Source organism: Streptomyces cacaoi (assembly GCF_006539165.1).
In the GTDB taxonomy this organism is placed as follows: Bacteria; Actinomycetota; Actinomycetes; order Streptomycetales; family Streptomycetaceae; genus Streptomyces; species Streptomyces cacaoi.
Map to the genome: position 1 here is coordinate 1 of NZ_BJMM01000014.1, position 25635 is coordinate 25635.

13 protein-coding genes, 3 tRNA genes and 1 pseudogene are annotated in these 25635 nt (G+C 73.9%); 2 read left to right on the plus strand and 15 right to left on the minus strand.

Translation table 11 applies throughout. The annotated features are described in order from the left end of the window. From SCA03_RS15595 to SCA03_RS15615, 5 genes are all read right to left on the minus strand, one after another. Positions 1-1048, minus strand: a 1048-nt coding sequence (locus tag SCA03_RS15595; RefSeq protein WP_141275452.1) for a TetR/AcrR family transcriptional regulator, incomplete at its 3' end; no start/stop codon positions are given. A gap of 408 nt (positions 1049-1456) precedes the next feature. Next, positions 1457-2104: a SagB/ThcOx family dehydrogenase gene (locus SCA03_RS15600; protein WP_086818290.1), complete on the minus strand. Its 648-nt coding sequence runs from the start codon at positions 2102-2104 to the stop codon at positions 1457-1459. A 337-nt stretch (positions 2105-2441) separates the two neighbouring features. After that, on the minus strand, positions 2442-3731 hold the full coding sequence (locus SCA03_RS15605) for a protein kinase domain-containing protein (RefSeq protein WP_158102367.1): 1290 nt from the start codon (positions 3729-3731) through the stop codon (positions 2442-2444). A 665-nt stretch (positions 3732-4396) separates the two neighbouring features. Further along, positions 4397-4469 (minus strand) — tRNA-Arg (locus SCA03_RS15610). 291 nt (positions 4470-4760) lie between these two features. Further along, positions 4761-4850: transfer RNA gene (locus tag SCA03_RS15615), tRNA-Ser, on the minus strand. A gap of 519 nt (positions 4851-5369) precedes the next feature. On the opposite strand from SCA03_RS15615, the gene SCA03_RS36200 reads away from it, so the two are divergent. After that, positions 5370-5690, plus strand: coding sequence for an SSI family serine proteinase inhibitor (locus SCA03_RS36200; protein ID WP_230988727.1), 321 nt, complete (start codon positions 5370-5372; stop codon positions 5688-5690). A gap of 412 nt (positions 5691-6102) precedes the next feature. After that, positions 6103-11394 (plus strand): PAS domain-containing protein, encoded by a 5292-nt coding sequence (locus SCA03_RS15625; RefSeq protein WP_141275454.1) that lies wholly within the window; start codon positions 6103-6105, stop codon positions 11392-11394. A gap of 238 nt (positions 11395-11632) precedes the next feature. On the opposite strand, the gene SCA03_RS15630 is transcribed toward SCA03_RS15625, so the two are convergent. From SCA03_RS15630 to SCA03_RS15675, 10 genes and pseudogenes are all read right to left on the minus strand, one after another. After that, complete coding sequence (locus tag SCA03_RS15630) at positions 11633-13291, minus strand: long-chain fatty acid--CoA ligase (RefSeq protein ID WP_086814306.1); 1659 nt, start codon at positions 13289-13291, stop codon at positions 11633-11635. 465 nt (positions 13292-13756) lie between these two features. Then, a pseudogene (locus SCA03_RS15635) lies at positions 13757-14326 on the minus strand (SigE family RNA polymerase sigma factor); the annotation flags it as partial. 298 nt (positions 14327-14624) lie between these two features. Continuing rightward, positions 14625-15899, minus strand: coding sequence for a DUF1906 domain-containing protein (locus tag SCA03_RS15640; RefSeq protein WP_230988729.1), 1275 nt, complete (start codon positions 15897-15899; stop codon positions 14625-14627). 229 nt (positions 15900-16128) lie between these two features. Continuing rightward, complete coding sequence (locus SCA03_RS15645) at positions 16129-17295, minus strand: lipid-transfer protein (protein ID WP_030883200.1); 1167 nt, start codon at positions 17293-17295, stop codon at positions 16129-16131. Then, positions 17292-18725 (minus strand): OB-fold domain-containing protein, encoded by a 1434-nt coding sequence (locus SCA03_RS36210; protein ID WP_371863945.1) that lies wholly within the window; start codon positions 18723-18725, stop codon positions 17292-17294. Before SCA03_RS36210 ends, SCA03_RS15645 begins: the two co-directional genes overlap by 4 nt. A gap of 203 nt (positions 18726-18928) precedes the next feature. After that, a complete protein-coding gene (locus tag SCA03_RS15655) occupies positions 18929-19213 on the minus strand; it encodes a hypothetical protein (protein WP_030883205.1) in 285 nt (94 codons plus the stop codon). Positions 19214-19872: 659 nt separating this feature from the next. Then, the gene (locus tag SCA03_RS15660) at positions 19873-20505 is read right to left on the minus strand and encodes a TIGR03086 family metal-binding protein (protein ID WP_086817856.1); all 633 of its coding nucleotides are present in this window, start codon (positions 20503-20505) and stop codon (positions 19873-19875) included. Positions 20506-20638: 133 nt separating this feature from the next. After that, positions 20639-22990, minus strand: a complete 2352-nt coding sequence (locus SCA03_RS15665; protein ID WP_086817855.1) for an excinuclease ABC subunit UvrA — start codon at positions 22988-22990, stop codon at positions 20639-20641. Between the two features lie 193 nt (positions 22991-23183). Then, positions 23184-23270, minus strand: a tRNA-Ser gene (locus SCA03_RS15670). Between the two features lie 151 nt (positions 23271-23421). Continuing rightward, positions 23422-25242: a S1C family serine protease gene (locus SCA03_RS15675; protein WP_141275455.1), complete on the minus strand. Its 1821-nt coding sequence runs from the start codon at positions 25240-25242 to the stop codon at positions 23422-23424. Positions 25243-25635: the final 393 nt, after the last annotated feature.

Sequence of the window (25635 nt, forward strand, 5' to 3'; positions counted from 1 at the left end):
GGGGCGGAATCACGGGCGCGGCGCGGTCCCCAGGGGCCGCGCCGCGCCCGTTTCGCCCCTCGCCCTCCGCCCCGTCCCCACCCTCGGCACGCCCGACGCCTTCCCCTCCGTCACGGCCCTGCCCGCCTGTCCCGCCTGTCGCGCCTGTCGCGCCTGTCGCGCCTCCGGCCGCGTCGACGCCCCGGCCCCCGCCGGTACGTCCGGCGCCCTCCGCGCCCGCACCCCCGGCAGCGGCACCGTCGCCACCGGCGGAACCGGCCGCCCCGGCCATCGCCTCGATCCCGGCGATCACACAGTCGAGCGCCACATCGAAGTCCCGTTGCTCCACGAGCCGGACGGCCCGCTCCCCGCCGTCCTCCTCCCGCGCCCCGTACTCCGGGTACTCCGAATACTCCGGCAGCGCACCGAGGCGCGCACGCAGCGCACGCGAGCACTCCTGCGCCGAGACCCCCGCGGCCCGGCACCGGCTGCGCCACCCCGCCTCGACGGCCGCGTGCCCGTACACGAACGAGAACAGCGCCGCCAGCGCCCCGTCCGCCCGCGAACGGTCCAGCCCCGCGCTCAACAGCACCTCCCCCACGGCGAGACGGTGCGCCACCGCACTCGGACCGATGTTCAAGAACCCGTCCAGCATCCCCGTCACCCACGGATGCCGCCGCAGCAACTCCCGCAGCTCATGGGCGACCTGCCGCAACTGCACCCGCCAGTCGGCCCCCTCGCCCGCGGGCTCCGGCACCGCCAGCTCGCCCTCGACGGCGTCCAGCGCGAGTTCGAGCAGATCGTCCTTGCGGTCCACGTACCAGTACACCGACATCGCCGTCACCCCGAGCTCGGCGGCGAGCCTGCGCATGGAGAACCCGGCCAACCCCTCGGCGTCCAGCAACCGCACGGCAGCCGCGGTCACCTTCTCCCGGTCCAGCCCCTCCGCCTGCCCCTCCCGGCCGGTCGTCCTGCCACCGGCCCTGCCCCCGCGCCGCCGGGGCCCCGGCGGCTCCTCCAGCCAGACGCTGGTCCTGCGCACACGGCTCGTACGACTGCCGTCGCTCATGGCATGCGCTCCTTCGGGAACCGGCTCGCACAGAACCGGAGGGAGGCGGAACGTGGGCCGCAACCGCCCGCCGCATGCGGACCGTTACCCCCTCGATGCTAATCCGTGTCCACCCCCACCGAGCCCGCCCGCACTACCTACGAGTCAGCCCCAGAACGCACAACCGACCCCCGTCTCCTACACGCCCCTCCCACCAACTTCCCGCTGCCTGCTGCCTGCTGCCTGCTGCCTGCTGCTGGACCGGCGGCTGAGGTGTGATGCCTGACAGCTGACGACTGGGAGCCTGCGCCCGAATCCCGGAGCCCGATGGCCGACGCCCAATGCCACACGCCCGACGGTCGACGCCCGCGTATCGACCACCTCGCGCTGCCGACGGCCCATCCGACAACAGGCCGGGTCGCCCACGACTCACTCCGCCGGAAACCCCACCGCCATCAGCCCCAACGGCTCGTGCCCGTACGGCAGAAGCGACGGCCGCACCCCCCGCAACAGCTCGTCGTCGAACCCGGCGACCAGCACAGCGCCCAACCCGGCCTCCGCAGCCCGCAGATACACGTTCTGACTCGCGTGCCCCGCCTCCAGCCACACATACCGCTGACCACGCAGTCCGCGCGGCGGCTGATCCGCGAAGTGCCGGGTGGCGGCCGCCAGGTCACCGCTCAACAACAGCAGCGCCGGCGCTTCCCTCAGCCACTCCCGATCGACGAGCGTCGTCCCCGCGACCCGCTCCCGCAGATCTCCCTCCGCGACGGGCCTCAGCTCGTGCGCCCCCGCCTCGTACCGATAGGCCCCCGGGTCGAGCCCCTCCACAGCCCCGGCGATCAACGTCACCCCCAACGGATACAGCCCGTGCGCCGACGGGCCCACCCGATGCCCTTCACCCGTCTCCCCCTGCGCCGCCCACAACAGGCCCCCGACCTGCTCCCGGTCGACCGCCCGCCCCGCGAAACACCGCGTACTGCGCCTCCGCCGCAACAGGGAGAAGAGCCCACCCTCACCACCCGTCTCACGCCCGACTCCGCCCACCGGCCCCAGACTCACCCGCGCCCCGTCCATGAACCCAGGCAAACACGCGGCACCGACAGCGGCCGCAGCCCGCGCACACGAAGAAGCCCCCTCCGTCCCCGAAGAGGGCTTCCGCGATGCTGCCGGATCAGCCGACGCCCGCCGCTCCGACCTCAAGGCACACGGCGACGTACCCGGCGCCTTCCGGCTCCACGCCCGCCCGGAAGACGGCAAGACCGCTCCGGCCGTGAGCGCGAGGAAGCGTCTGGTTCACATCCAACGGGAGAGTGAGCAGTTGGAACTGCCCGCGTACCGCAACGGGCCCCGCCACGACCTCGACCACGGTCTCGCCAGTCGACACCCTGCCCGTGGCGCCCCCGACGGTCCGTCACCACCGGTCCGGAGCTCTGTCAGAAATACAGAATCCGGAATCCCAGTAGCCAAGTCCCGAGGTGATAGAAACCCCAAAGAAGATTGATAAAATGCACAGTACGCCCAACGAACGGCGCGACGTCTGCGGAGCAGCCGCACGGGTGTTACGTATACCCACGAACAGACCGTAAAGCACGGACATGTACATCAGTCCGTAGAACAACAAGATACCGATAGCTCTGGCGTCGATCGAAAGACTGACGACAAAGCGGAAGCTGATTAGTCCCGCGATGTACCCGAAGGCCGCAACAGTGATGCCGACCCACGGGTTTCCCCACCAGCTCCCGGCGGACCTGGGCGCATGATTTTCGGGAGGAACCGGTGGCGGCTGGATGGGGTCGTAAGCCGGTCGTTCGGGGATCGGCGTCGGTTGCGCGACCGACGTCCGGCGCGAGACGGGCATCTGCATGGCGGCGAGAATCATGGACCGCATCTGCCCGGCGCTGGACGGCCTCTTGTCCGGCTCCTTGTCCAGGGATCTGGAGATCAGTCTCTGAACCGCTTCGGGTACCGTGACGCCCAGGCTCGACAGCAAAGGGGGCGCCGAGTGGACATGGTGATACAACAAAGCGGCCTCTGACTCCGCATGAAAGGGCCGTCTACCCGACAGAAGCTCGAAAAGGAGAACACCCGTCGGGTAGAGATCACTCCTGTGATCGAGTTCCTTTCCTTGGGCCTGCTCAGGCGACATGTAGTGGGCTGTGCCGACCACCGTTCCCGTCCGGGTGATCGGTGAGGCATCCGCCGCTATGGCCCTGGCAATTCCGAAGTCCAGAACTTTCACGTCGCCGTCCATGGTCATCATGACATTGGCCGGTTTGATGTCCCGGTGAATCAGTCCAGCTTTGTGGCTCGCAGCCAGACCATCCAACACGTCCGCGGTGATCCGCAGGGCTTCATCGACGGGCATCGGGCCGGCGGAGACGAACTGGCTCAGGGGACGGCCTTCGACGAATTCCATCACCATGTAGGGGACGGAGTCGCCGTCGGGGACCGGCTCCTCTCCTATGTCGTGAACCGCGACAACTGTGGGGGTGTTGAGCCCTCCCACCGCCCGAGCCTCTTGCTGGAACCTGGCCCTGAATTCCTCGCTCGCGGCTGCGCGGTGCATCACCTTCACCGCGACCTTGCGTCCTAACGCACTGTCGACGGCCTCGTGAACAGTAGCCATACCACCACGGCCGACAGTTTGGATCAGCTCGTAGCGGCCCGCACCAACCGATGTCAGGCCCTCCCCCTCGTACACGCGTCCTCCTGCCAACTCCCCCTGTTGGATACAGACGATGCCAGCGAATGACTGAGGCGAACAAGGCGTCAAAACAGCCATCGCTCCACCCGAAAAATGATCGCCGGACCCGGACGGTGCTCGCTTGGCTCGTCAGAGATCTTCTCCACGTATGACCAGAGCGATGACCACCGGCACATCGAGCCGAAACCGTCAGCGATCAGCTGTGATCGGAGAGCGGCACAGGCCGGCCTCCGGTGAGACGCACCAATCCTTGCGCTGTGCCTCGGCTCCGCCCGGTGAAGCGTCGAGGCGGCGCAGGCAGGACGCGATCGACCTCGACGCGTACGAGCTGTACCCGAACCATTGGTTCCGGCAGGCCGGTTCTCCGCGTGATCCCGTCGCGGGACGCCCGGCGCACCGCCGGCGTGCTCCTCGTCGTGCCCAAGGCCCACCCGGGGGTGGCCCAGCACATCCTGCGGAGGCTCACAGGCCACGATGACCATGGACGTCTGCCGAAGCGCCGATGAGGCCGGGCCCGGGACCGCCCGCCCCCCGGCAGCTCTCGGAAGCGCTACGGGTGGAGCAGCCGCGTAGGAGGCCGTAAGAGGTCGTTGCTGTGCTCCACTGCCGTACGGCCCAACGCAAGAGGGCCCCGGGGTGACCCGGGGCCCTCTGAGCTGCTGCGCGCTCGGCAGGATTCGAACCTGCAACCTTCTGATCCGTAGTCAGATGCTCTATCCGTTAAGCTACGAGCGCTTGGCTTCCCGGCGGTTTTTCTTGCCGGTCGGCGTTGCGGGAACAACATTACATGACCTGCGACCGGAGGCGAAATCCGATCGACGGACCGCCTCTGACCTGCGGAAACTCCTCTGAGGAAGGTGTAGGGCGGGACAGCCCGGGGGAGCCGGCGGGGCGGATGCGGTGGGGGTGTCGGCGGGGTGGGAACTCGCTGTAGTTCGGTGGATACCGAGAGGGGTCGGAGTGCCCCGGGAAAACGAAGAAGCCCCGGCGCTGGGCCGGGGCTTCGGAGACCTTGACGATCTGAAGCGGAGGCTCCGGGATTTGAACCCGGGATGGGGGATCACCCCAAACCGCATTAGCAGTGCGGCGCCATAGACCAGACTAGGCGAAGCCTCCAGCACACATCCGTCCCCGGAGGGGCGGTAAGTGTGGTGCCGATGATGGCACAGCCACCGGGGCTGTCACCAATCGGCCCCCACGGTACTCGTCGCGGGAGCCCAGGGCAAAGCGTTACGGAGGCCGTCTCCGTCACTCGGTGTCACTCAGCGGAGTGGCGTGAAGGGGGCGCAACGAGGGCGTGGGTGGGGCGTTGGGGCTGGGAGGGGCGCGGCCCGCGCCCCGTTCGCCCCGGAACACATGGGAGTTCCCGTGCCACGTCGCACCGATCTGTCAGCGCCCTCGTCGCACTCGCCGTCGCACTCGTCTCCACACCCGTCCCCGACGCCTTCGCCGGAGTCGTCACCGGCGTCGTCGCCGTCCGTCGTGCGACTGCTGTCGTCGTGTTCCCCCGCGCGCCGGGCGGCGACCGGGCTCGTCTCCGCGGCCTTGCTCGCGGCCACGGGTGTGCTCGCCGGGGCGGGGCCGGCGGGGGCGGCGCCGAGTGGGGGTCCGGGCACGGTCGCCGGTACGGGTGATGTGCTGAGGTTCACCGTCCGGGACAGCGGGGATCCGGCGTACGACGGGACGTACGAGCTGCGCTGTCGTCCGGCGCGTGGTGGCCATCCGGCGCCGCTGCGGGCGTGCGGGGCGCTGGACCGGGCGGAGGCGGAGGGCAAGGAGCCGTTCCGCGCGGTGCCGTCGGGGGCGATGTGCACGATGGTCGACGGTGGGCCGGCGACCGCGCGGGTGACCGGTTTCTGGCATGGACGGGCGGTGGACGCCGAGTTCAGCCGGCACAACGGGTGCGAGATCGACCGCTGGCAGGCGCTCGTTCCGGCGCTGCCGCGGGTGCGCTGACGGCGAGCGTGCTCACGGCGGGTGCGCCCACGGCGGGTGCGCTGACGTCGAGTGGGTCGTCGGCCGGTGGTTGGCCGCGGCCGGGTGTGCGGGGCGCTCAAGGAGGGCGGGTGACGGGCGGGTTCGGAGGTCGGACGGGGGTTGTTCCGGGGTCGTGCGGGGGTCGTTCGGGTGGGCGCCTGGAGGGGGCTGTGCGCCTGTTCCGTGCTCCCGGTGCCCCCTCCGGGACCCCACCGGCCTCCACCGTCCCTCCCCGCATCCGGCGCCGCGTGTGCTGTCGCTCCCCGTAGACTCCCCCCTGTGACACGCCCGGGGTGGACGACAGACCGGCAGTCGTGACCTGACGGACCAACGCGGAAGAAACGGGCGGATGTCACGAGCACCGTGAGGTCAGCAGGAGGGAACACTCGCCGTGAGCAGCAGGCCATCCCGAGGCGCTGCTCGCCTCGCCGCCATACTCGACGCCCTGCCCGACGCACTGCTCCTGGTGAACTGCAACGGCACGGTCGTCAATGCGAACACCATCGCGCTGGAGGCATTCGAGACACCCGGGACAGCACTGGTGGGCCGTGGACTGCTCGACCTGCTGCCCGAGTTCGACTCGAAGCGGATCCCCGGGTCGATGCGGCGTCCCGATGAGGCAGCGCAGGCGCAGGGCCGCCAGAAGCCGACCCGCATGGTTGCGCGGCGGACGGACGGCACCGAGTTCCCGGTCGAGGTGACCAGCACCAACCTGGAGGACGGGCGCACCCCGTACGCCTCCGCTTTCGAGGCCGCGTACGCCGATCACGGCGCGGGCAACGGGTTCACCGGGGACGAGCTGTTGATGCTCGTCGTCCGTGATCTGACCGGCACGCTGGACACCGAGGCCGAACTGGCCCGCCAGCAGCGGCAGACGGAGATGATCCTGCGGGCGGCCTCCGAGGGGGTCGTCGGGGTGGACGCCGAGGGGCGGATCGTCCTCGTCAATCCGGCGGCGGCACAGATCCTCGGCTACCGCGCGGGGGATCTGGGCGGGCGCCGGCTGCATCCGTTGCTGCACCACGCACGGCCGGACGGCAGCCCCCTCCCGTACGAGGAGACGCCGCTCGCCGACACGTTGCGCTCCGGCCGCAAGCACCGGGTACGCGCCGGTCAGGTGCTGTGGGCGAAGGACGGGCGGGCCGTGCCCGTCGACATGACGACGGCGCCGGTGCGGGACGGCGAGCAACTGGTCGGAGCGGTGCTGGCGTTCACCGACCGGCGGCCGTACGACGCGCTGCGCGCACGGCACGAGCAGCTGCGGGCCCTGCTCCAGGACGCGCTGCGCGGGCCGTTGGAGCAGTTGCGCAGCGAGCTGGCCGGGCTGGCGTCCGATCCGGCGGGGCAGCTGTGGCCGGAGGCGAACCAGGTGCTGCACCATCTGGCGGCCGGCTACTCGCGGATGACGACGCTCGTCGACAACGTCCTCGGCTATCAGCGGCTGGACGCGGGGCTGGAGCGGCTGCGGCCGGAACCGGTACCGGTGGACGCCGTGGTGAACGCCGGTGTCGAAAGCGCTATCGAGCTGATCGGGCCGGGCCGGGCCCAGTTCGCCGTGCACGCTCCGTCGACGGAGGCGGAGGTCGACCCGGAGCGGCTGGCCGTGGCGCTCGCCCATCTGATCGCGGATGTCGCCGGGGTGGACGCGACCGGCTCGGCCCCCGCGGCGCCGCCTGCCGGGGTGGACCCGACGATCGTGGTCGCCGCGGCGCAGCGCGGCGGGGCCGACGGGGTCGTACGGATCGAGGTGCGCGGGCCCTACGGCGGCGGCAGCGCCGTCCACGAACCGCTGGTGCGCGGGGTCGTCACCCGGCACGGCGGTGTCCTCCAGACCCACGAGGTGCCGGGGTCGGCGGGCAGCGCGTACGTCCTGGAGGTTCCCGTCACCGCCACGGGTGAGGCGGCGCGCGGTGCCCGCCGTGCGCGGGGGGAGCACGGCGACGGCTCGGGCCGCACGCGCGGCGGCAGCCACGCACGGGTCGCGGCGCGCGGCGACGGCGGGGAGAGCGGTGAGGGCGGCCCGGCGACGGCCGTCGGCGGGGCCACCGGGGAGACGACGGTGATGCCCGTGCCGTCCGCGCCCGCGCGCGGCACCGGCGCCGGGGTCTCACCCGGCGGTCCCGGTGATCAGGGCGATTCCACCGGGACCACCGGCGGGCCCGGCGGCGCCGGGGTCGGCGGTGTCGACGGGGCCGACGGGACGGGCGGCGTGGCCGCGATGGGCCCGGAGGCGGGCGCCGGGCGGCCGGACGCGGGGCCGGGGAATGCCGTACCGGGGCCGGGGATGCCGCCGCACGGAACGCCCGCCGGTGGGACGGCTGTTGCTCCCGGGACGGGTGAGCAGGTTCCCGGGGTCGCGGGTGCCCCCGGGGCGGCGCTCGCCCGGCCGGACGACGGCGGCGAGGGCCTGGCCGACGGGGCCGGGCTGACGGACAGGACCGGCCTGACCGGTGGGAACGGTGGCGCCGGGATGAGCGGCGGCGCCGGGATGGACGGTGGCCCGGCGGCCGGGTCCGCCGGTGGTCCGGGGCACCCGGAGAGCGGTACGGCCGGGGCAGCGGTGCCGATGGGCCCGGCGGTGCCGGCGGTACCGCCCATCCCGGCCGTGCCGGATCCGCGGCGGAGCCTGGAGCAGCAGGGGGAGCCGTCGGCGGGCGGGGTTCCGGTTCCGGTGCAGGGCCGTCCGGTGCACGACACGTTCGGGCCCGGGGGCCCCGGCGGGCCCGGTGGGCCGACGGGCGAGGGCGCGGGGTCGGCCGGGGCCGGTGCCGGGGCCGGTGCTGAGGCCGGGCAGGGCATGGGGGCCGGGTCCGCCTCCGCGTCCGGGGCGGGGCTCGGTGAGGAGCCGGTGCACGGGGCCGGGTCCGGCGAAGGGCCGGTGCACGGGCCCGGGGACGGTGCCGGGAGCGGTGCCGCGCACGGGCAACTGCACGGGCAGGCACACGGTCAAGCGCACGGACAGACGCACGGCCAGACGCAGGTGGCGCCCCACGGGCAGGGATCGGCCCCCGGACAGGCGCCCGGGCCGTTGCACGGGCAGGAACACGCCCAGGGACCGGCGCAGGCTCGGGGACCGGCGCAGGTTCAGGGACCGGAGCAGGCGCAGGGGCAGACGCAAGGGCAGGGTCCGGAGCTGGGGCCGCATGCGGTGCCCGGTGGTGAGCAGGGGGCGCCGGCCGGCGAGGTGGTGCCCCCGCCCACGGGCCGACGGCGCCGGGCGCGGCCGAACCCGGCCGAGGAGCAGCCCGAGCAGGCGTCCGGCGCGGAATCCGGGGCTCCGGCGCTGCCGCCCGGCGGCAGCGCGCCCGTGCCGGTACCGGCGCAGGGGTCCGGGCGGCGCGCCCGGCGCGCGCTGGCCGATCCGGCGTCCGGTGCCCGGGTGCACGGCGGCGCGGACGACACGGCGGGCGGGCACGGCTCCGGGCCGCAGGGCGCGGCCGCGGAGCTGCCCGCCGCGCAGGACGCCTCGTGGGATCCGGCGCGGGACGCGTCCGGTGAGGTCCCGCTGGGGGCGGCGGAGCACCGTGCGGTGCACGCCCTCCCCGCTGCCGAGGGCCATGGGCGGTACGGCACGGCCGGTGGCCGGCAGAGCCCGGGCCCTGGCGGAGCCGTCGAGATCGCTCCCGTGGAAGGCGAGGGCGCGCACGGCACGGCGCCGCACGCCCCGGAGGCTCCCGCGGGCTCGGGGGCCGGGGCCGCTCCCGGGGAGGCGGGTCCCGTCGGCACGGTGACGCCCGAGGAGGCGGGGCCGGGCGGGGCCGGGGGAGCCGGTGCGCCCGGGGGCGAGCTGCCGGCCGCCGCGGGCGGTGGCCGCAGGGCTCGGCGCATCGCGGCCGCGCGGGCCCGCGCCGAGGCGGAGGCCGCTGCCCAACGCGGCCCGCAGCATGCGCCGTTCGCGCTGCCGCCGGTGGCCGGGGACGACGCGGAAGCGCCGGGAGCCGGTGGCGGAGCCGCCGGGGCGGCCGGTCCGGCCGCAGCGCAGGACCCGGGCGTACCGGGGGAAGCGCCCGGTGATCGGGAGGCGCACGGTGCGGCCCCGCACGCTCCTGGTGGCGCCCCCGGAGCAGGAGTTCAGCCCGGGGCGGGCGTGCCCGGGGCGGGGCTTCAGCCGGTCACGGGTGCGCCCGGGGAGTCCGGGCCGTCCGGTGCGCAGGACGAGCAGACGGCCCAGGCGGCGCAGGCGCAGCCGGCGGAGCGCTCCGTCGTGGCGGCCAGCCCGATCCTGGGCGGCGGACCGCTGCCCGAACAGGTGCCGCAGCAGTCGGGGAGCCCCGCGGCAGAGTCGGCGAAGCAGGCCGGGCAGACCGGGCACACCGAACAGACCGGGCAGGCCGGTTACGCCTCGTCCCCTCAGCAGGAGCGGGCGGGGCTGCCGGAGCGCCGGGGGCTCGAACAGGGCCCGCGGGTGCGGACCTTGGGCCAGGGCGTGCCGTTCACCGAACGGATGCCCGAGCAGGCGGGGCACCAGTGGTCCGGGCAGCAGACACCTGCCGGCCCGGCATCGCCGGCAGCGGCGTCGTCGGGGCCGGGAACGGCGGCCTCGACGCCCTCGACCGTTTCGGCCATACCGTCCACTCCGTCGACGCCCGGGCCGCCGCCCGGTTCGGGCCGTCGGCGCAAGCTGGCCACGCCGCAGGAGAAGCCGGAGCAGGAGAGCCCGCAGACGGCGGGCCGGACGGAGAGCGCACAGCCGTCCGAGCCGGGACAGCAGTCCGGTCCGGGCCCGCTGCCCGGGCCGATGCCGATGCCGCAGCCGGCTCCGCAGCCGCAGCAGTCCACCGGGGCGTACGGGGCGGGGCAGTACGAGAGCGGGCCGCAGGAGTTCGCCGTCGGTGCCGCCGCGGCGACGTCCGGCGGGGACTCGGAGGGCCCGGAGCCGCTGGACGGGCCGGACAGCCCGGTGGAGATCGCCGACGGCCGCGGGCTCCGGCTGCCGCCGCAGGCGGTGGACGACGAGCTGCCGCCCGAGCCGCTGGACAACCCGCGCCGGCTGCTGGTGTGGCCGGAGCCGGACGTCTCCACACAGCAGGCGCTCTCCGAACGCGGCTACCGGCCCGTCCTGGTGCACTCGCGCGAGGAGGTGGACGCGCAGATCGCGGCGTACCCGGCCGCGCTCTTCGTCGACCCGCTCACCGGGCCGATCACCAGGACGGCGTTGCAGTCGCTGCGGACGGCCGCGGTGGCCGCCGAGGTTCCCGTCCTCGTGACGGCCGGTCTCGGGCAGGCGACGCGCGAGGCGGCCTACGGCGCCGATCCGGCCGTGCTGCTCAAGGCGTTGGCGCCGCGGGACAGCGAGCAGCATCCGCCCCGGGTGCTGCTCGTCGAGGAGCACGAGGCCATCGCGCGCGCCTTCGCGACGACGCTGGAGCGCCGGGGCATGCAGGTGGCGCACGCGCCCACCGACTCCGAGGCGGTGAACGTGGCCGCGCAGGTACGGCCGAACCTCGTCGTCATGGATCTGATGCAGGTGCGGCGCCGACGGGCGGGGATCATCGACTGGCTGCGGGTGAACGGCCTGTTGAACCGGACGCCGTTCGTCGTCTACACCTCTGCCGGTCTGGACGAGGCCGAGCTGCCGGGCCTCGCCTCCGGGGAGCGGGTGCTGTTCCTGGCCGAGCGTTCGACCAGCGCGGAGGTGCAGTCCCGGATCGTCGACCTGCTGACGAAGATCGGCGCCAACTGACCGCTCACGCGCCTCGCCGGATCGGATGAGGGGGCCCTGCCCCCACGCCCTCGTCGGGGCCGCCCCGACCGGGAGGGACGGGGCCCGGCCGGGGCATGCGGCGAGCAGCGAGCGAGAAACGGCGAGCGGCGAACCGGCCGTCGGTGTGCGGCGGTTGGGCTGCGCACCGCACCGCGCAGCGGCCCCCGTACTCAGGACCGTGGGGTGGGGCGGGCCGGTGGCCTCGGGTGGCAGGCGTTCAGGCGGAGTGGGTCAGTTCGGTGACGTCCAGCTCGCCGGCCGCGTACCGGGCGCGGAGCACCTTCTTGTCGAACTTGCCGACGCTGGTCTTCGGCAGGCTCTCCACCGTGGCCCAGCGCTCCGGCAGCTGCCAGCGCGCCACGTTCTCGCCGAGGAAGGCGCACAGCGCCCCGTACGGTACGGGCCCGTCCCGGAACGCGACGGCGGCCAGCGGGCGTTCGCCCCACTTGTCGTCCGGTACCGCGATGACGGCGGCTTCCGCGACGGACTCGTGTGCCATCAGTACGTTCTCCAGCTCGACGGAGGAGATCCACTCCCCGCCGGACTTGATGACGTCCTTGGCCCGGTCGGTCAGCGTGAGGTATCCGTCGGGGCTGATCACACCGACGTCGCCGGTGCGCAGCCAGCCGTCGGGGCTGAACTTGTCCTCGGGGCGGAGCGGTTCGGCGTCGGCGCCGCCGAAGTAGGCGGCGGCGATCCAGGGGCCGCGCACCTCCAGCTCGCCGGGTGAGCGCCCGTCCCAGGGGGCGAAACCGCCGCCCGGTGCGGCGAGCCGCGCCTCGACGCCCGCGGGGAAGCGGCCCTGCGTCACCCGGTACGGCCACTCCTGTTCGGCGGTGAGCCCGGCGGGCGGGTGGGCGACGCTGCCCAGCGGCGAGGTCTCCGTCATGCCCCACGCCTGGCGCACGAGGACCCCGTGCCGCTGTTCGAACGCCTCCATCAGGGCGGGCGGGCAGGCCGAACCGCCGATGGTGACGGTGGCCAGGCAGGAGATGTCGCGCGGCCTGGCGTCGAGTTCGGTCAGCAGCCCCTGCCAGATGGTGGGGACGGCGGCGGCGTGCGTGGGCCGCTCCCGTTCGATCATCTCGGCGAGCGGGCCGGGTTGCAGGAACCTGTCCGGCAGCAGCAGATTGATACCGGTCATGAAGACGGCGTGCGGCAGACCCCAGGCGTTCACATGGAACATGGGGACGACCGGGAGCGTGGTGTCCTTATCGGTCAGGCCCATGGATTCGGCCATGTTCACCTGCATCGAGTGCAGATAGACCGAACGGTGCGAGTAGACCACGCCCTTGGGCTCGCCGGTCGTCCCGGAGGTGTAGCACATGGCCGCCGCGGTGCGCTCGTCCAGCTCCGGCCAGTCGTAGGTGGTGGGGCGGCCGGCCAGGAGTTCCTCGTAGTCGTGCACCCGGGGGCGGCAGTCGGCGGGCAGCGCGTCGCCCGGGTCGTCGCCCACGACGACGAGGTGTTCGACGGTCTCCAGGCGCGGCAGCAGCGGGGCCAGGAGCGGCAGCAGGGTGTGGTCGACGAGGACGACGCGGTCGGCGGCGTGGTTGATGATCCAGGTCAACTGCTCGGCGGGCAGCCGCAGGTTGAGCGTGTGCAGGACGGCGCCCATGCCGGGGACGGCGAAGTACGCCTCCACATGGCGGCTGTTGTTCCACATGAGCGTCGCGACCCGGTCGTCGCGCCGTATGCCGAGCCCGTCGTGGAGCGCGTGCGCGAGCTGCGCGGCACGCTGCCCGGTGGCGCGGAAGGTCGTACGGTGCGGTTCGCCTCCGGTCCAGGTGGTGATCCGGGAATCGCCGTGGATCGTCGAACCGTGCTGGAGGATACGCGAGATGGTCAGCGGTACGTCCTGCATCGTGCTCAGCACCGGGGCCTCCCGAGGCGTGGATTGCGCGGAGTGAGAGCGCATTACGCACCGGTAATGCGCGGGCTTCCGCGGAAGCCTGCCACCGACCCAGCGGTATGTCACGAGTGCGGAGCGCACTCCGGGCCACCCGGGCGCGACACGGGCGCCGGGCGCACCGGGCCGCCGCGCCGCCGGTCAGGCGGCCAGCGGCTCCTCCTCGCCGTACTCCCCGAGCGCGGTGCCGGGCTCGCCGGACTCCTGCGCGGGGCGCACCCGCGCACCGTCCCGGTACGCGCGGCGGCCGGCTCTCCCCTCGTACGCGAGGGCGCCGCAGGAGCCGACGATCCGGCCTGCGGGCGCCGCCGCGCCCTCGGACGCGCCCGGTGCCTCCGGCGCGCCCGCGCTCCGGCCCGGGGACGCGGCCTCCGGGGAGACGGCTGCCGAGGCGGCGGCCCCCGGCGACGACGCGCCCAGGACGTCCGAGGCGAGCTGTGCGTCCTCCCGCAGCTTCGCCAGGGCGCGGGAGACCGCGCTCTTGACGGTGCCGACCGAGACGCCGAGCACCTCGGCGGTCTGCATCTCGCTGAGGTCCTCGTAGTACCTCAGGACGACCATGGCGCGCTGCCGCGCGGGCAGCTTGCCCACCGCGCGCCACATGGCGTCCCGGACGGCCTGCTGCTCCGCCGGATCCGGCGAGGGCAGCGGATCGGGCTCGGGCAGCTCGTCGCAGGCGAACTCGTCCACCTTGCGCCTGCGCCACTGCGAGGTGCGGGTGTTGACGAGCGCGCGGCGCACATAGCCGTCGAGCGCCCGGTGGTCCTGGATCCGTTCCCAGGCGAGGTACGTCTTGGCGAGCGCCGTCTGGAGCAGGTCCTCGGCGTCGCTCGGGTTGGCGGTCAGCGAGCGGGCGGTGCGCAGCAGCACGGGGCCGCGTGCCCTGACATACGAAGTGAAGGTCAGCGGTGATCCCCCCGTGCCTGGCTGCACGGCAGGGGCGACCCCCGCGTGCGTCGCAGCGGTGGTCCGGGTGTGCCGAACTGTCCCAGGCGTGGTCATGGCTCAACGCTAGAAGTCGCCGGGGCCCCCTCGGATCGACCGGAGGTCCCGAAGCCGCGTCCGCCTCAGGGTGTAGGGGTGGGGCCGCCTACACCTCCTGAAGGTGGAGGCCGCCCCGCGACCGGGTCAGGGACGGGCGTACGGGACGCCTCCCGGGGCGCCTCCGTACGCCCGTGTCCCCCGGCCCCGTACGCCTGTACGCCTGTCCCCGGCCCCCTACGGCTCGTCCCCCGGCCGTCGTCCCCCGGTACGGGGAGCCCGCCGTCGTACCCCCCGGGGGGGGCCGGGCGGAGCGGGGTCATCCGACGACGGCGACGGGGGCGTCCACGAGGTTCTCGTCGATGTGCAGCGTCCGCCCGCCGTACGTCCGCTGCACATTGCCGGAGTGCTGGTGGATCCGGCGGTGCGGCTGCCACGCGCGGGCGTGCAGCCGGCGCTCGGCCGTCACCGACTGCGGCACCCGCCACCGCGCGAACCACATCACGGACGGCAGCCCGCGGGCCCCGGCCGCACGCGCCGTCTCCAGATGGGCGATGCCGGAGTCGGCACTGCTGTAGTAGCCCGCGAGATAGCCCTGTGAGCGGACCGCGTTGTTCCACCCCTGGACGAAGCGCAGGGTGGTCTCGGCGCACTCGGTGTTGTGCCGGTCGTAGCCCTCCATGTCGAGGTAGACCGCGCTGCGCCGGGCCATACCGAGCCGCTGTGCCTGCCGCACGGCGTCCATGCCCTCGCGGCGGCCCTGCTCGTACGGCTCCTCGGTGCTCATCCGCATCTTGCGCTTGTGCGGGGCCGACACACAGGGGGACTGCGAACTCACGTACAGCGGGAGCAGTTTCCAGCCCATGCGGTGCACGGCGTCCACCCACTCCGGGGTGAGGTTCCGCTGCTGCGGACAGGCCCTGCCCCGGCCCCCGATGTACACCCCGACGGCGCCGAAGGGCGAGTCCCGCTTCCAGGTCCGCATGGTCTCCGCCGGGGGCGCCTGACAGGTGTCGAAGGCGCGCCCGTCGAAGATCTCGGCGCCGAAGTCCCGCGGGTCGCCCCGTACCAGGGACGCCTCACCGCCGGGGACGCCCGGGGCGCCGGGGGCCGCCGGGTCGTCGGGCGCGTCCGGCGCCGCCGGGTCGGGCAGCGGGCCCCGATCCTCGGACGGCGCGTCCGGCGCCTCGGGGGAGCCCGGCGAGCGGGGTGCGCCGCCGGAGGCGCCCGGCGAGGACGGCTCGCCCGAGGACGGCTCAGGGGAGGACGGCTCCGCCGGGGACGACGCGGGTGCCGACGGCTCGGACGCCCCGGACGGCGCGGAGGCCCCGGGGGAAGCAGGGCTTCCGGCCGTGTCGGGCGTTCGGGGGGAAGCGGACGGTTCGGAGGGCGTGGCAGCGGTCGGCCGGGTGGACGGCGGCGGGCCGCCGCCCTCGCCGGAAGGTGCGGGAGGGTGGCTCGTGGCCGGATCCGGTGGTGGGACCGCGGCACCCGCGGTGGCGGGCACGGCGGTGGCAGCGGTGGACGCGGTGAACGCGGTGAACGCGGTGAACGCGGTGAACAAGGTCACCACGGCGGCGGCCAGAACGGACATCCGACCGATGATGTGATTTTTCTTCCGCATGGGGCCGAGTGAAGGAGACCGGCCGCGCGGAACCGCTCAGGCACGCCCGCCGCCACTTCGGGTTCCCCCGGATCTCCCCGGATTTCAGCCATCTGCCCCGCACGCCGCGAGATCCGCCCGTACCTGTGCGTGCCTGTGTGCCCGGGCAGCCGAGCCCCGGGCCACCGCCCGGAGACCGCCGCCCCGGCCCCGGCCCCGGCTAAGCGTCCTGCGCCAGGATCAGGCCGGACGTCGGGACGCCCGTGCCCGCGGTGACCAGGACATGGCCGGCGCCCTCGACCTGGTTGACCGCGCTGCCCCGGATCTGCCGCACCCCCTCGGCGATGCCGTTCATCCCGTGCAGATACGCCTCGCCCAGCTGTCCCCCGTGGGTGTTCAGCGGAATCCGTTCCTCCGCGACGAACCCGGCACCCTCCCCGCGCCCGCAGAAGCCGAACTCCTCCAGCTGTGTGAGCACGAACGGGGTGAAGTGGTCGTAGAGGATCGCCACGTCGATCCCGGCCGGTGTCAGCCCGCTGCTGCGCCACAGCTGGCGTGCGACGACGCCGGACTCCGGCAGCCCCGTGATGTCGTCCCGGTAGAAGCCGGTCATCTGTTCCTGCGCACGCCCCGCCCCCTGGGCCGCCGCGGCGATCACCGCGGGCGGGTGCCGCAGCCCGCGCGCCCGCTCGACGGAGGTGACGACGATCGCCTGGCCCCCGTCCGTCTCCTGACAGCAGTCGAGCAGCCGCAGCGGCTCGACGATCCAGCGGGAGGCCGCGTGGTCGGCCAGCGTGATGGGCCTGCCGTGGAAGTGGGCGGCCGGATTGGTCGCCGCGTACTTGCGGTCGACCACGGCCACGTGCCCGAAGACCTCCGGCTCCAGCCCGTAGGTGTGCAGATAGCGCTGTGCCGCCATGGCCACCCAGGAGGCGGGGGTGAGCAGACCGGACGGCAGCACCCAGCCGAGCGCCGCCCCCTCAGCGGAGGGTTCGCGCTGCTGCACACCGGAGCCGAAGCGGCGCCCGGAGCGCTCGTTGAAGGCGCGGTAGCACACCACCGTCTCGGCGATTCCGGCGGCGACGGCCAGGGCGGCCTGCTGCACGGTGGCGCACGCGGCGCCTCCGCCGTAGTGCACCCGCGAGAAGAAGGACAGCTCCCCGATCCCGGCCGCCTGGGCCACGGTGATCTCCGGACTGGTGTCCATCGTGAAGGTCACCATGCCGTCCACATCGTCCGGCGCCAGTCCGGCGTCGTCGAGCGCGGCCCCCACCGCCTCGACGGCGAGCGCGAGTTCGCTGCGGCCGGAGTCCTTGGAGAACTCCGTCGCCCCGATCCCGGCGACGGCGGCCCGGCCCCCGAGCGTGTCCGCACCCCGCAGGCTCATCCCCGCGCTCCCTTCCCGTCACGGCCCGGCAGTTCCACGAGGACGGTGCCGGTCACATGGTCCCCGGCCGCGTTCGCTCCCCGGATCGACAGCTCCACCGTCCGCCCGGGCCCGTGCTCCTCCGCGGCCGGAGCGGGGCGTACGGCGGTGACGCGGCCGGTGAGCGTCATCGTGTCGCCGGGGCGGTTGGGCACGCCGAGGCGGATGGCGACCCGGCGCAGCCGCGCGGCGGGGCCGGCCCACTCGGAGACATAGCGGCCGACCAGCCCGTTGGTGGTCAGGATGTTCATGAAGATGTCCGGGGAGCCCCGCTCCCGCGCCGCCTCGGCGTCGTGGTGCACGTCCTGGAAGTCCCGCGAGGCGAGCGCCCCGGCGACGATCAGCGTCCGGGTCACCGGCACGTCGAGCGGCGGCAGCGCGTCCCCGACGCACACCGGTTCCTCGTCGCCGACCGGGCCGGCGGGCCGGAAGACGGGCAGCACGAGGCCCTCGTCCTCCCCCTCCAGCCGTGCGAAGTCGACCCGGACGGGCATGCCGATCCGCACCCGGCGGTAGGAGATCCCCGCCAGCTGGGCCACGATCCGCACGCCCTCCTCCAGTTCGACGAGGGCCACGGCGTACGGCGGATCGAACGCGGGGAACGGCGGATGGTGCATGACCACGAACGAGTGGACGGTGCCGCGCCCCGACGCCTCCTCGGCCGTCCACTCCCTCGCGCCGCACCCGTTGCAGCCGGGCAGCCAGGGAAAACGCGCTGTCCCGCAGGCCGTGCAGCGCTGGAACAGCAGCTGTTCACGCTCGACGCCCGCCCAGAAGCCGGCGTTGTCGCGGTTGATCACGGGGCGCGGTCGCCGGTTCCCCTTCCGCGCCCGTCCCGCGGGCGGCTCCCCGGTGGAACGCGGCTCGGCCGGGCGGTACTTGAGGATGCGGAAGCGGTGGGTGCCGACGAGCGTGCCACCGGCCCGGACGTCCATCCGCGTCGTGACGAAGTAGCCGGTGCCCAGCCCGGTCCGCTTGCGCGGCGAGACGGACTCGATCACCGAGTCGAAGACGATCTCCTCGCCCGGGGTCAGCGTCCGCACGTACTCCTGTTCGCAGTTGGTCGCGACGACCGAGGTGCAGCCGGCCTCGTCGAGGGCGCCCAGCAGCCCCTCGTAGGCCGCGGACCGGCCGCCCGGGGCGTCGTCGTCCGTCTGCCGGGACGGCTCCGTCAGCCCCGCCATCGTCCACACCTGGAGCATCGTCGGCGGCGCCGAGCCGTCGGCCGGCAGCGGATGCCCGAGCGCCTCGCACCAGTGCCGGATCATCGGCGCGTTGACCGGATCGCGGCCCCGCACGGCCGTGGCGGCCGGCTGCCCCTCGTAGGACGCCAGGCGCTCGTACAGCGGGTCGTCCACGTCCGCGTCCCGTCCGGCAGCCGGTTCCCCCACGCCCGTCTCCTCCCCTCGGCCCGATCAACTGACTGTGCGTCAGTTTCTGACGGGCCGTCAAGTAGTCGGGCCGGCCGGAGGCGGAGGCCGGCGCGCGGAAACGGAACCGCGCGCCCACGGAAGGCCCGTGGACGCGCGGCTTCAGCCCATCCCCATGAGATTCCGGCCGCGGGGGCGGTCGCCCCCGTCATGCCGTCACACCGTCACCACAGGTTGTTGAAGACGACGGTGTAGGTGTTGTTCGTCGTCTCGTTGTCCTGGTCGACGACCGCGCCGTGGCCGGAGACGGTGGCGTTGTTGGCGTTGTTGGTGCTGTTGCCGGCACCCTCCGCGTTCTGCACCTGGACGTTGTCGGCGGCGTTGGAGTTCGCCCCCTCGTCCGCGAAGGAACCGTTGTCGGCCTGTGCCACGCCCGACAGCACCGTGACGGCGAGCGGGACGGCGGCGGCGGCCGAGACGAGACGGACGACCGTGCGGGTGCGTGCCATGTTTCATTCCTCCGGAAAGCGTGAGTGCGCCGCGGGCGCGGCGCTGCACCGAGAAGTGCGCTGTCGTGGACGGCAGTTGGCCCGCTGCCTGGTGTCGCTTGCGACGTCGCGGGACCAGAGTTGCCCAACGTGCCGGTGGTGAACCCCGGACCGCGGCGGCTTTCCCTCGCACGTATGACGACGTGTCGATAAACCCTCTTCGCTCCCGTGCACCCGCGGCACCGCCGCACGCCCCCGGGGCGCCGACCCCTTCCCTGACGTGGGGGAAGGCATCACAGCCGGTGCGGGGAAACCGCTTGCTCCGCTTCCCGGACAGCCGCCCGACGACCCGGCGCACCGCGTGGGGACGACCGCCCCGGGGAGCGCCCCCGGCGCGCCCACGCGTACGCGAAGGGGCCGTCGCTGCCCGGCGGAACAGCTCCCGGAACGCACCCGCGACACCCGCTCAGCCACCGCCCCACGCCGAACCGGCCACCGCACAGCTGTACTTCGGACAGGGGCCTGCCCCGGCCCCGGACGCGCGACGGCCCCTCGCCGGACACCGGTCGACCACCCCGCGCATCCGCACGGCCGCACGCCGTGCCGGGCGCCCCCACCACCCCGGAGCACGGCCCTCCGGAAGCCCGGACCCCGGCCCCGGCCACCCCGTTTCAGGCGTTTCAGGCCGCGCACCACCCCGGGTCGCGACCGGTGAGCGCGAGGACGCGGTCCAGCAGCGGCGCGCCCCGGGGCACGGAGACGGCCGGCCCGAAGAGCCCGGGCACCCCGGCCGGGTCGGCGGTCCGCTCCAGCATCGGAAGCAGCGCGCGCAGCGCCCGCTCGTCCCCCGTGTACGGCTGACCGGTGGCCCGCGCGAGGTCCCAGCCGTGCACGACGATCTCGTCCAGGCCGGTCAGCGCCGCCTCCCCGGCAGGCATCCCGATCCCGGCGACCCGGGTCTCCCCCCGCCAGGCCGCCGGCTCCCGCAGGGCCGCTGCCAGCTCGTCCAGCCGCCGCGGCAAGCGGGCCCGCCAGTCGTCCGGAAGCGGGGTGCTCACCTCGGGCGGAGCGTCCGTGTACGCCGTGTGCTGCTTGCCCGCGGCGTCCCGGAAGGCCGCCGCCCCGTCCAGCACATGCCGCAGCAGATCCCGTACGTCGTACCGCGCACACGGCGTCGCCCGCCCGAGCGCCGCGTCCTCCACCCGCTCCGCGACCCGCGCCAGCTCCCGCGCCGCCGGGCCCGCGTCCACCGGCACCTCACCGCCCGCACCCGCGCCCCCGTCGCTGCCTCTGGCCCCGTTCCCGTCCGTCATCGCGCTCCGCCTTCCGCTTCCGTACGCCCTGTCACCGGCGTGACCGGCGTGACCGGCGTGACCAGCCGTCACCCTGGCCCGCCCGGGCCGCCGGCCGGGCCACCGCCCCCGGGTTCCCCGGGACGCGCTGGGCTCACCGGCCGCCGGCGGGCAGGGCGCGCCGCAGATGGTCGGCCGTGTGTGTGCGGGCGGAGCGCACCATCGTGTGCGGCGTGCCGGAGAACACCACCTCGCCGCCGTGCGCGCCGGCGTCCGGGCCGATGTCGATCACATGGTCGGCGTGCTTGACGATGTCCAGATCGTGCTCGACGACGATCACCGTGTTCCCCGCGTCCACCAGCCGGTCCAACAGCCCCAGCAGAGCGCCGACATCGGCCATGTGCAGCCCGGACGACGGCTCGTCGAACACGTACACGACCCCGGTGCGGTGCAGCCGGTGTGCGAGCTTCACCCGCTGCCGCTCACCGCCCGACAGCATCGACAGCGGCCGCCCCAGCGTCAGATATCCGAGCCCGACCTCCCGCAACGGCGCCAGCCGGTGCAGCACCACCGGATCGGTGAAGTGTGCAAGCGCCTCCTCGACGGTCATCTCCAGCAGCTCGGCGACGTTCCGCCCTGCCAGCCGGTATCCGAGCACCTCCTCCCGGTAGCGCCGCCCCGCGCACAGCTCGCACACCGTGGTCACCGGATCCATGAACGCCATGTCCATCGTCACCGTGCCGCGGCCCTGACAGCCCGGGCAGGCGCCCTTCGAGTTGAAGCTGAACAGCCCCGGATCGACCCCGTGTTCGCGTGCGTACGCCCGCCGTACCGGATCCCAGATCTCGGTGTACGTGGCCGGCGTCGACCGCGCCGAGATCCCGGCCGCCGACTGATCGAGCACCACGGCCTCCGCGCACTGCTCCACCAGCACACCGGTGACCAGCGACGACTTCCCCGAACCCGCGACCCCGGTGACGGCCGTCAGCACCCCCGTGGGGAAGTCCACGTCCACGCCCTTGAGGTTGTGCAGCGCCGCGCCCCGCACCGGGAGCACACCATCCGGCGACCGCAGCCGCCCCGCCGGCTTCAGCCCCCGCGGCTCCCGGAAGTGCCGCCCGGTGACGGTGCCGCTCTCCGCGAGCTTCTCCACCGTGCCCTCGAAGACCACCCGGCCCCCGCCCGCACCGGCGCCCGGCCCCATGTCGATCACATGGTCGGCCCGCGCGATCACCTCCCGGTCGTGCTCGACGACCAGCACCGTGTTGCCCTTGTCCCGCAGGGCGAGCAGCAGCGTGTTCATCCGGTCCACGTCCCGCGCGTGCAGGCCCACGCTCGGCTCGTCGAAGACGTACGTCATCCCCGTCAGGCTGCTGCCCAGATGGCGCACCGTCTTCAGCCGCTGCCCCTCGCCGCCCGACAGCGTCCGCGTCGGCCGCTCCAGCGTGAGATAGCCCAGCCCCACCTGCTCGATCCGGCGCAGCACCGCCAGCACGGCATCCACCGCCGGTCCGCCCACCGGGTCCCGGGCCACCCGCGAGCGCTCCAGCACCCCGGTCAGCTCCCGCACCTCCAGCGCGCACAGCCCGGCGAGGGAGCGCCCCTCGATCAGGGACGCGCGGGCACGTGCGTTGAGCCGCGCGCCCTCGCACTCCGGGCACACCACCTCGTGGACGACCGCCTCGGCGTGCCTGCGGTCCCGCTCGCCCAGCGACTCCAGGCCGGGCGCGATGAACCGCCGCGTGAAGCGCGGCACGACCCCCTCGTAGTCGTTGAACGCGATGTTCCCCGCGTCGTCGCCCTGCGGACGCTGCGTCCTGAACCCGCCGCCGTACAGCAGCAGTTCCCGCTCCTCGGCCGAGAAGTCGCCCAGCGGCTTGTCCGGGTCGAACACCAGCGGCCCCCGGCCGAGGCTCTCCTTGCCCTCGTACCGGCGGATCTGGGCGTACCGCTTCCAGTAGTTGGTGCCCACGGCGAACGCCGGATGCCGGATCGCCCCCTCGTTGAGCGACTTCGACTCGTCCAGCAGCCTGCCCAGGTCCAGCTCCACCGTCCGGCCGAGCCCCTGACAGTGCGGACACATGCCCTGCGGATCGTTGAACGAGTACAGGTTCGACGAGCCCGCACTCGGCCGGCCGCACCGCGAGAACAGCACCCGCAGCACCGGATGCACATCCGTCATCGTCCCCACCGTCGAACGCGCCCCGCCACCGACCGGCTTCTGGTCGACGACGATCGCCGGCGTCAGATTCTCCAGCCGGTCGAACGCCGGCCGCTCGTACCGCGGCAGCCGATTGCGGACGAACGAGGGGAAGACCTCGGCCAGTTGGCGCTGCGACTCGACCGCCACGGTGCCGAACACCAGCGACGACTTCCCCGAACCCGACACCCCCGTCACCACCGTCAGCCGGCCCCGCGGAATCCGCACCCGCACCTCGCGCAGATTGTTCTCCCGGCCTCCGACCACCTCGATGTCGCCACCGACACCCGCACCGACCCCGTCCACCCGTCCTCCTCACGCAACGCTGAAACCCCCAGCCTCACGCGCAAACCAGACACCTTCTGTCAGGTATCCAAAACCACCTCACCGCCCGCCCGCTCCACTCCCCGGGAACCCCGGCCACCCCGCCCCCGGCCAGCACAAAGGGGCGCCCCGAATCCGGGACGCCCCTCGATGAGCTGGGCCTTCATCCACCCTGCGGAGGCGGTGGGATTTGAACCCACGGAGACATCGCTGCCTCGACGGTTTTCAAGACCGTTCCCTTCGGCCGCTCGGGCACACCTCCCCGCGCCGTGCTGGACGGCGCCGAAGACAGCCTAGCGTGTGGCTTCGGGCCGCCGGGGCGCGAGGGCGTGAACGGGCAGGCCGGAAGGGGCCGTCGGCCCGTGGGCGCCCGGGAGGGGCGGCCACGGGCAGCGGCCGGGTGGAGGCGCGGCCTACTGGTCGTCGCCCTTGCGGGTGCCCAGGGTGACCTCGACCTTGCGTTCGTCGCCGCCCCGCTCGAACGTGATCTGGACCTTCTCGCCGGGGCTGTGGGTCCAGATCGTGCCGATCAGGGTCGGTCCGCTGTCGATGACGGTGTCGTCGAGCTTGGTGATCACATCGCCCGGCTTCAGGCCCGCCTTGTCGGCCGGGCCGCCCGGGGTGACGGCCTCGTCGGTACCGCCCTCGCCGGTGCGGGCCACGGTGGCGCCGTTGCCGTTGCCGCCCATCTCGACGGTCGCGCCGATCATCGGGTACACCGGCTGGCCGGTCTTGATGAGCTGGCCCGCCACCCGCTTTGCCTGGTTGATCGGGATGGCGAAGCCGAGGCCGACGCTGCCTCCGGACTGGCCGCCGCCGCCCATGCCACCGCCGCCACCGCCCGGCTGGATCGCCGAGTTGACGCCGATGACCGCGCCCTTGCCGTCCAGCAGCGGGCCGCCGGAGTTGCCCGGGTTGATGGAGGCGTCCGTCTGGAGCGCGCTCATGTACGACGCCTTGCTGCCCTGCCCGTCGCTGGAGGCGACGGGGCGGTTCTTGGCGCTGACGATGCCGGTGGTGACGGTGCCGGAGAGGCCGAAGGGAGCGCCGATCGCGATCGTCGCGTCGCCGACCGCCACCTCGTTGGAGTTCGCCAGCGGCAGCGGCTCCAGCTTGCGGTCGTCCGCGCCCTTCAGCTTCAGCACGGCGATGTCGTAGCCCTGGGCCTCGCCGACGACCTTCGCCTGGTACTTCTTGCCGTCCGAGAACGTCGCCGTCAGCCGGCCGCCCCGGGTGCTGTTGGCCACCACGTGGTTGTTCGTGAGGATGTGGCCTTCCTTGTCGTAGACGAAGCCGGTGCCCGTGCCCTCCTCGCCGCCGCCGGACGACTGGAGCGTCACCACGCTCGGCACCGCCTTGGCCGCTATGCCCGCGACGGACTTGGGCGACCGGTTCAGCGTCTTCGGGTCGGTGGACGAACTGACCGTCGTCGTCCCGCCGTCGCCCTTGTTGGCCGCCCAGTAGCCGAGGCCGCCGGCCACACCGCCGACCACGACGGCCGTGGCGACGAACGCCGCGAACAGCCCGCCGCGCCGCTTACCGGGCGGGGGGCCTGCGGGCGGCATCGCCCACGGGTTCGGCGGACCGCCGTCGGAGCCGCCACCGCCGTACGGGGGAGGCGGCGGGGCCTGGCCGTAACCGGAACCGCCCCGAGCGCCCCAGCCCCAGCCGCCGGGCGCACCGCCCTGCGGAGGCATGCCGCCGCCCGGGGGAGTCTGCGGAGGCTTGTGCAGATCCGGGCCCTGCGCAGGGCCCTGCCCGTATCCGGCCGGGTGCGGGGGCTGCTGGGGCGGGGGCGCGGCGGGCGTCTCCTGGCGCGGCTCCAGCACCGCAGTGTCCTCGGCACGGCCGGCCGGCTCGCCGCCGCGGCCCGCGGCAGAACCCGGGGCGGAGCCGGAAACGGAACCCGAAGCGGAACCCGAAGCGGAAGCGGAATCGGCAGCCGGGGCGGGTGCTTCGGAGGTCGCCGGGGGTGCGGCCTGCGCGGGGGAAGCGGCGTCGGCGGTGTCGGCGGCAGCGGCGGGCGCGTCCGCCGGGGCGGCGGGGGAGGCGGCGGCGGAAGTCTCGGAGGCAGCAGGGCCCGCCGGGGCGGACGGTGCAGCGGGAACGCCGGAATCCGCGCCGGCCCCGCCGCCGGCCGGTGCGCCGGTGGACGGGGCGTCGGCCGGCGCCGGTGGCGTGGGGTCCGGCCCCGCCGCAGGCGGCACGGCAGCGCCCTCGTTCTCGGTGCTCACAGCTCACTCCTCATCGGGGACACGACATCGCGGGGACGGTGATCACATATTCGGGTATCCGAAGCCAGTTTTTCCCATCGTGCGTCAGCAGGACGTAAGCGGAGGGGGTCGGCCCGGCACCGGTCCTTATCCCGGGCCGACGTGGCCGCGTACGCGGGGGTCGCGTAGGGGTCCGCGGCGCTCCGTGGCCCGGAGCCCAGCGTAGGGGTGCGCGCTGAGCACCGCTCCTCGGCCGTACGCCGCACGCCCCCGTCCAAGCCCCGTGCGCCCTCGCGAACGGCCGCCCGACGCGGCCTTCCTGGGCGACGACCGGCGCCGCGGGCGGTGCGGGGCACCGTGCCGTCCGGCGCCGCCCCGATGGGACGATGACCTGGTGAGCCAGGAGACCGCCAC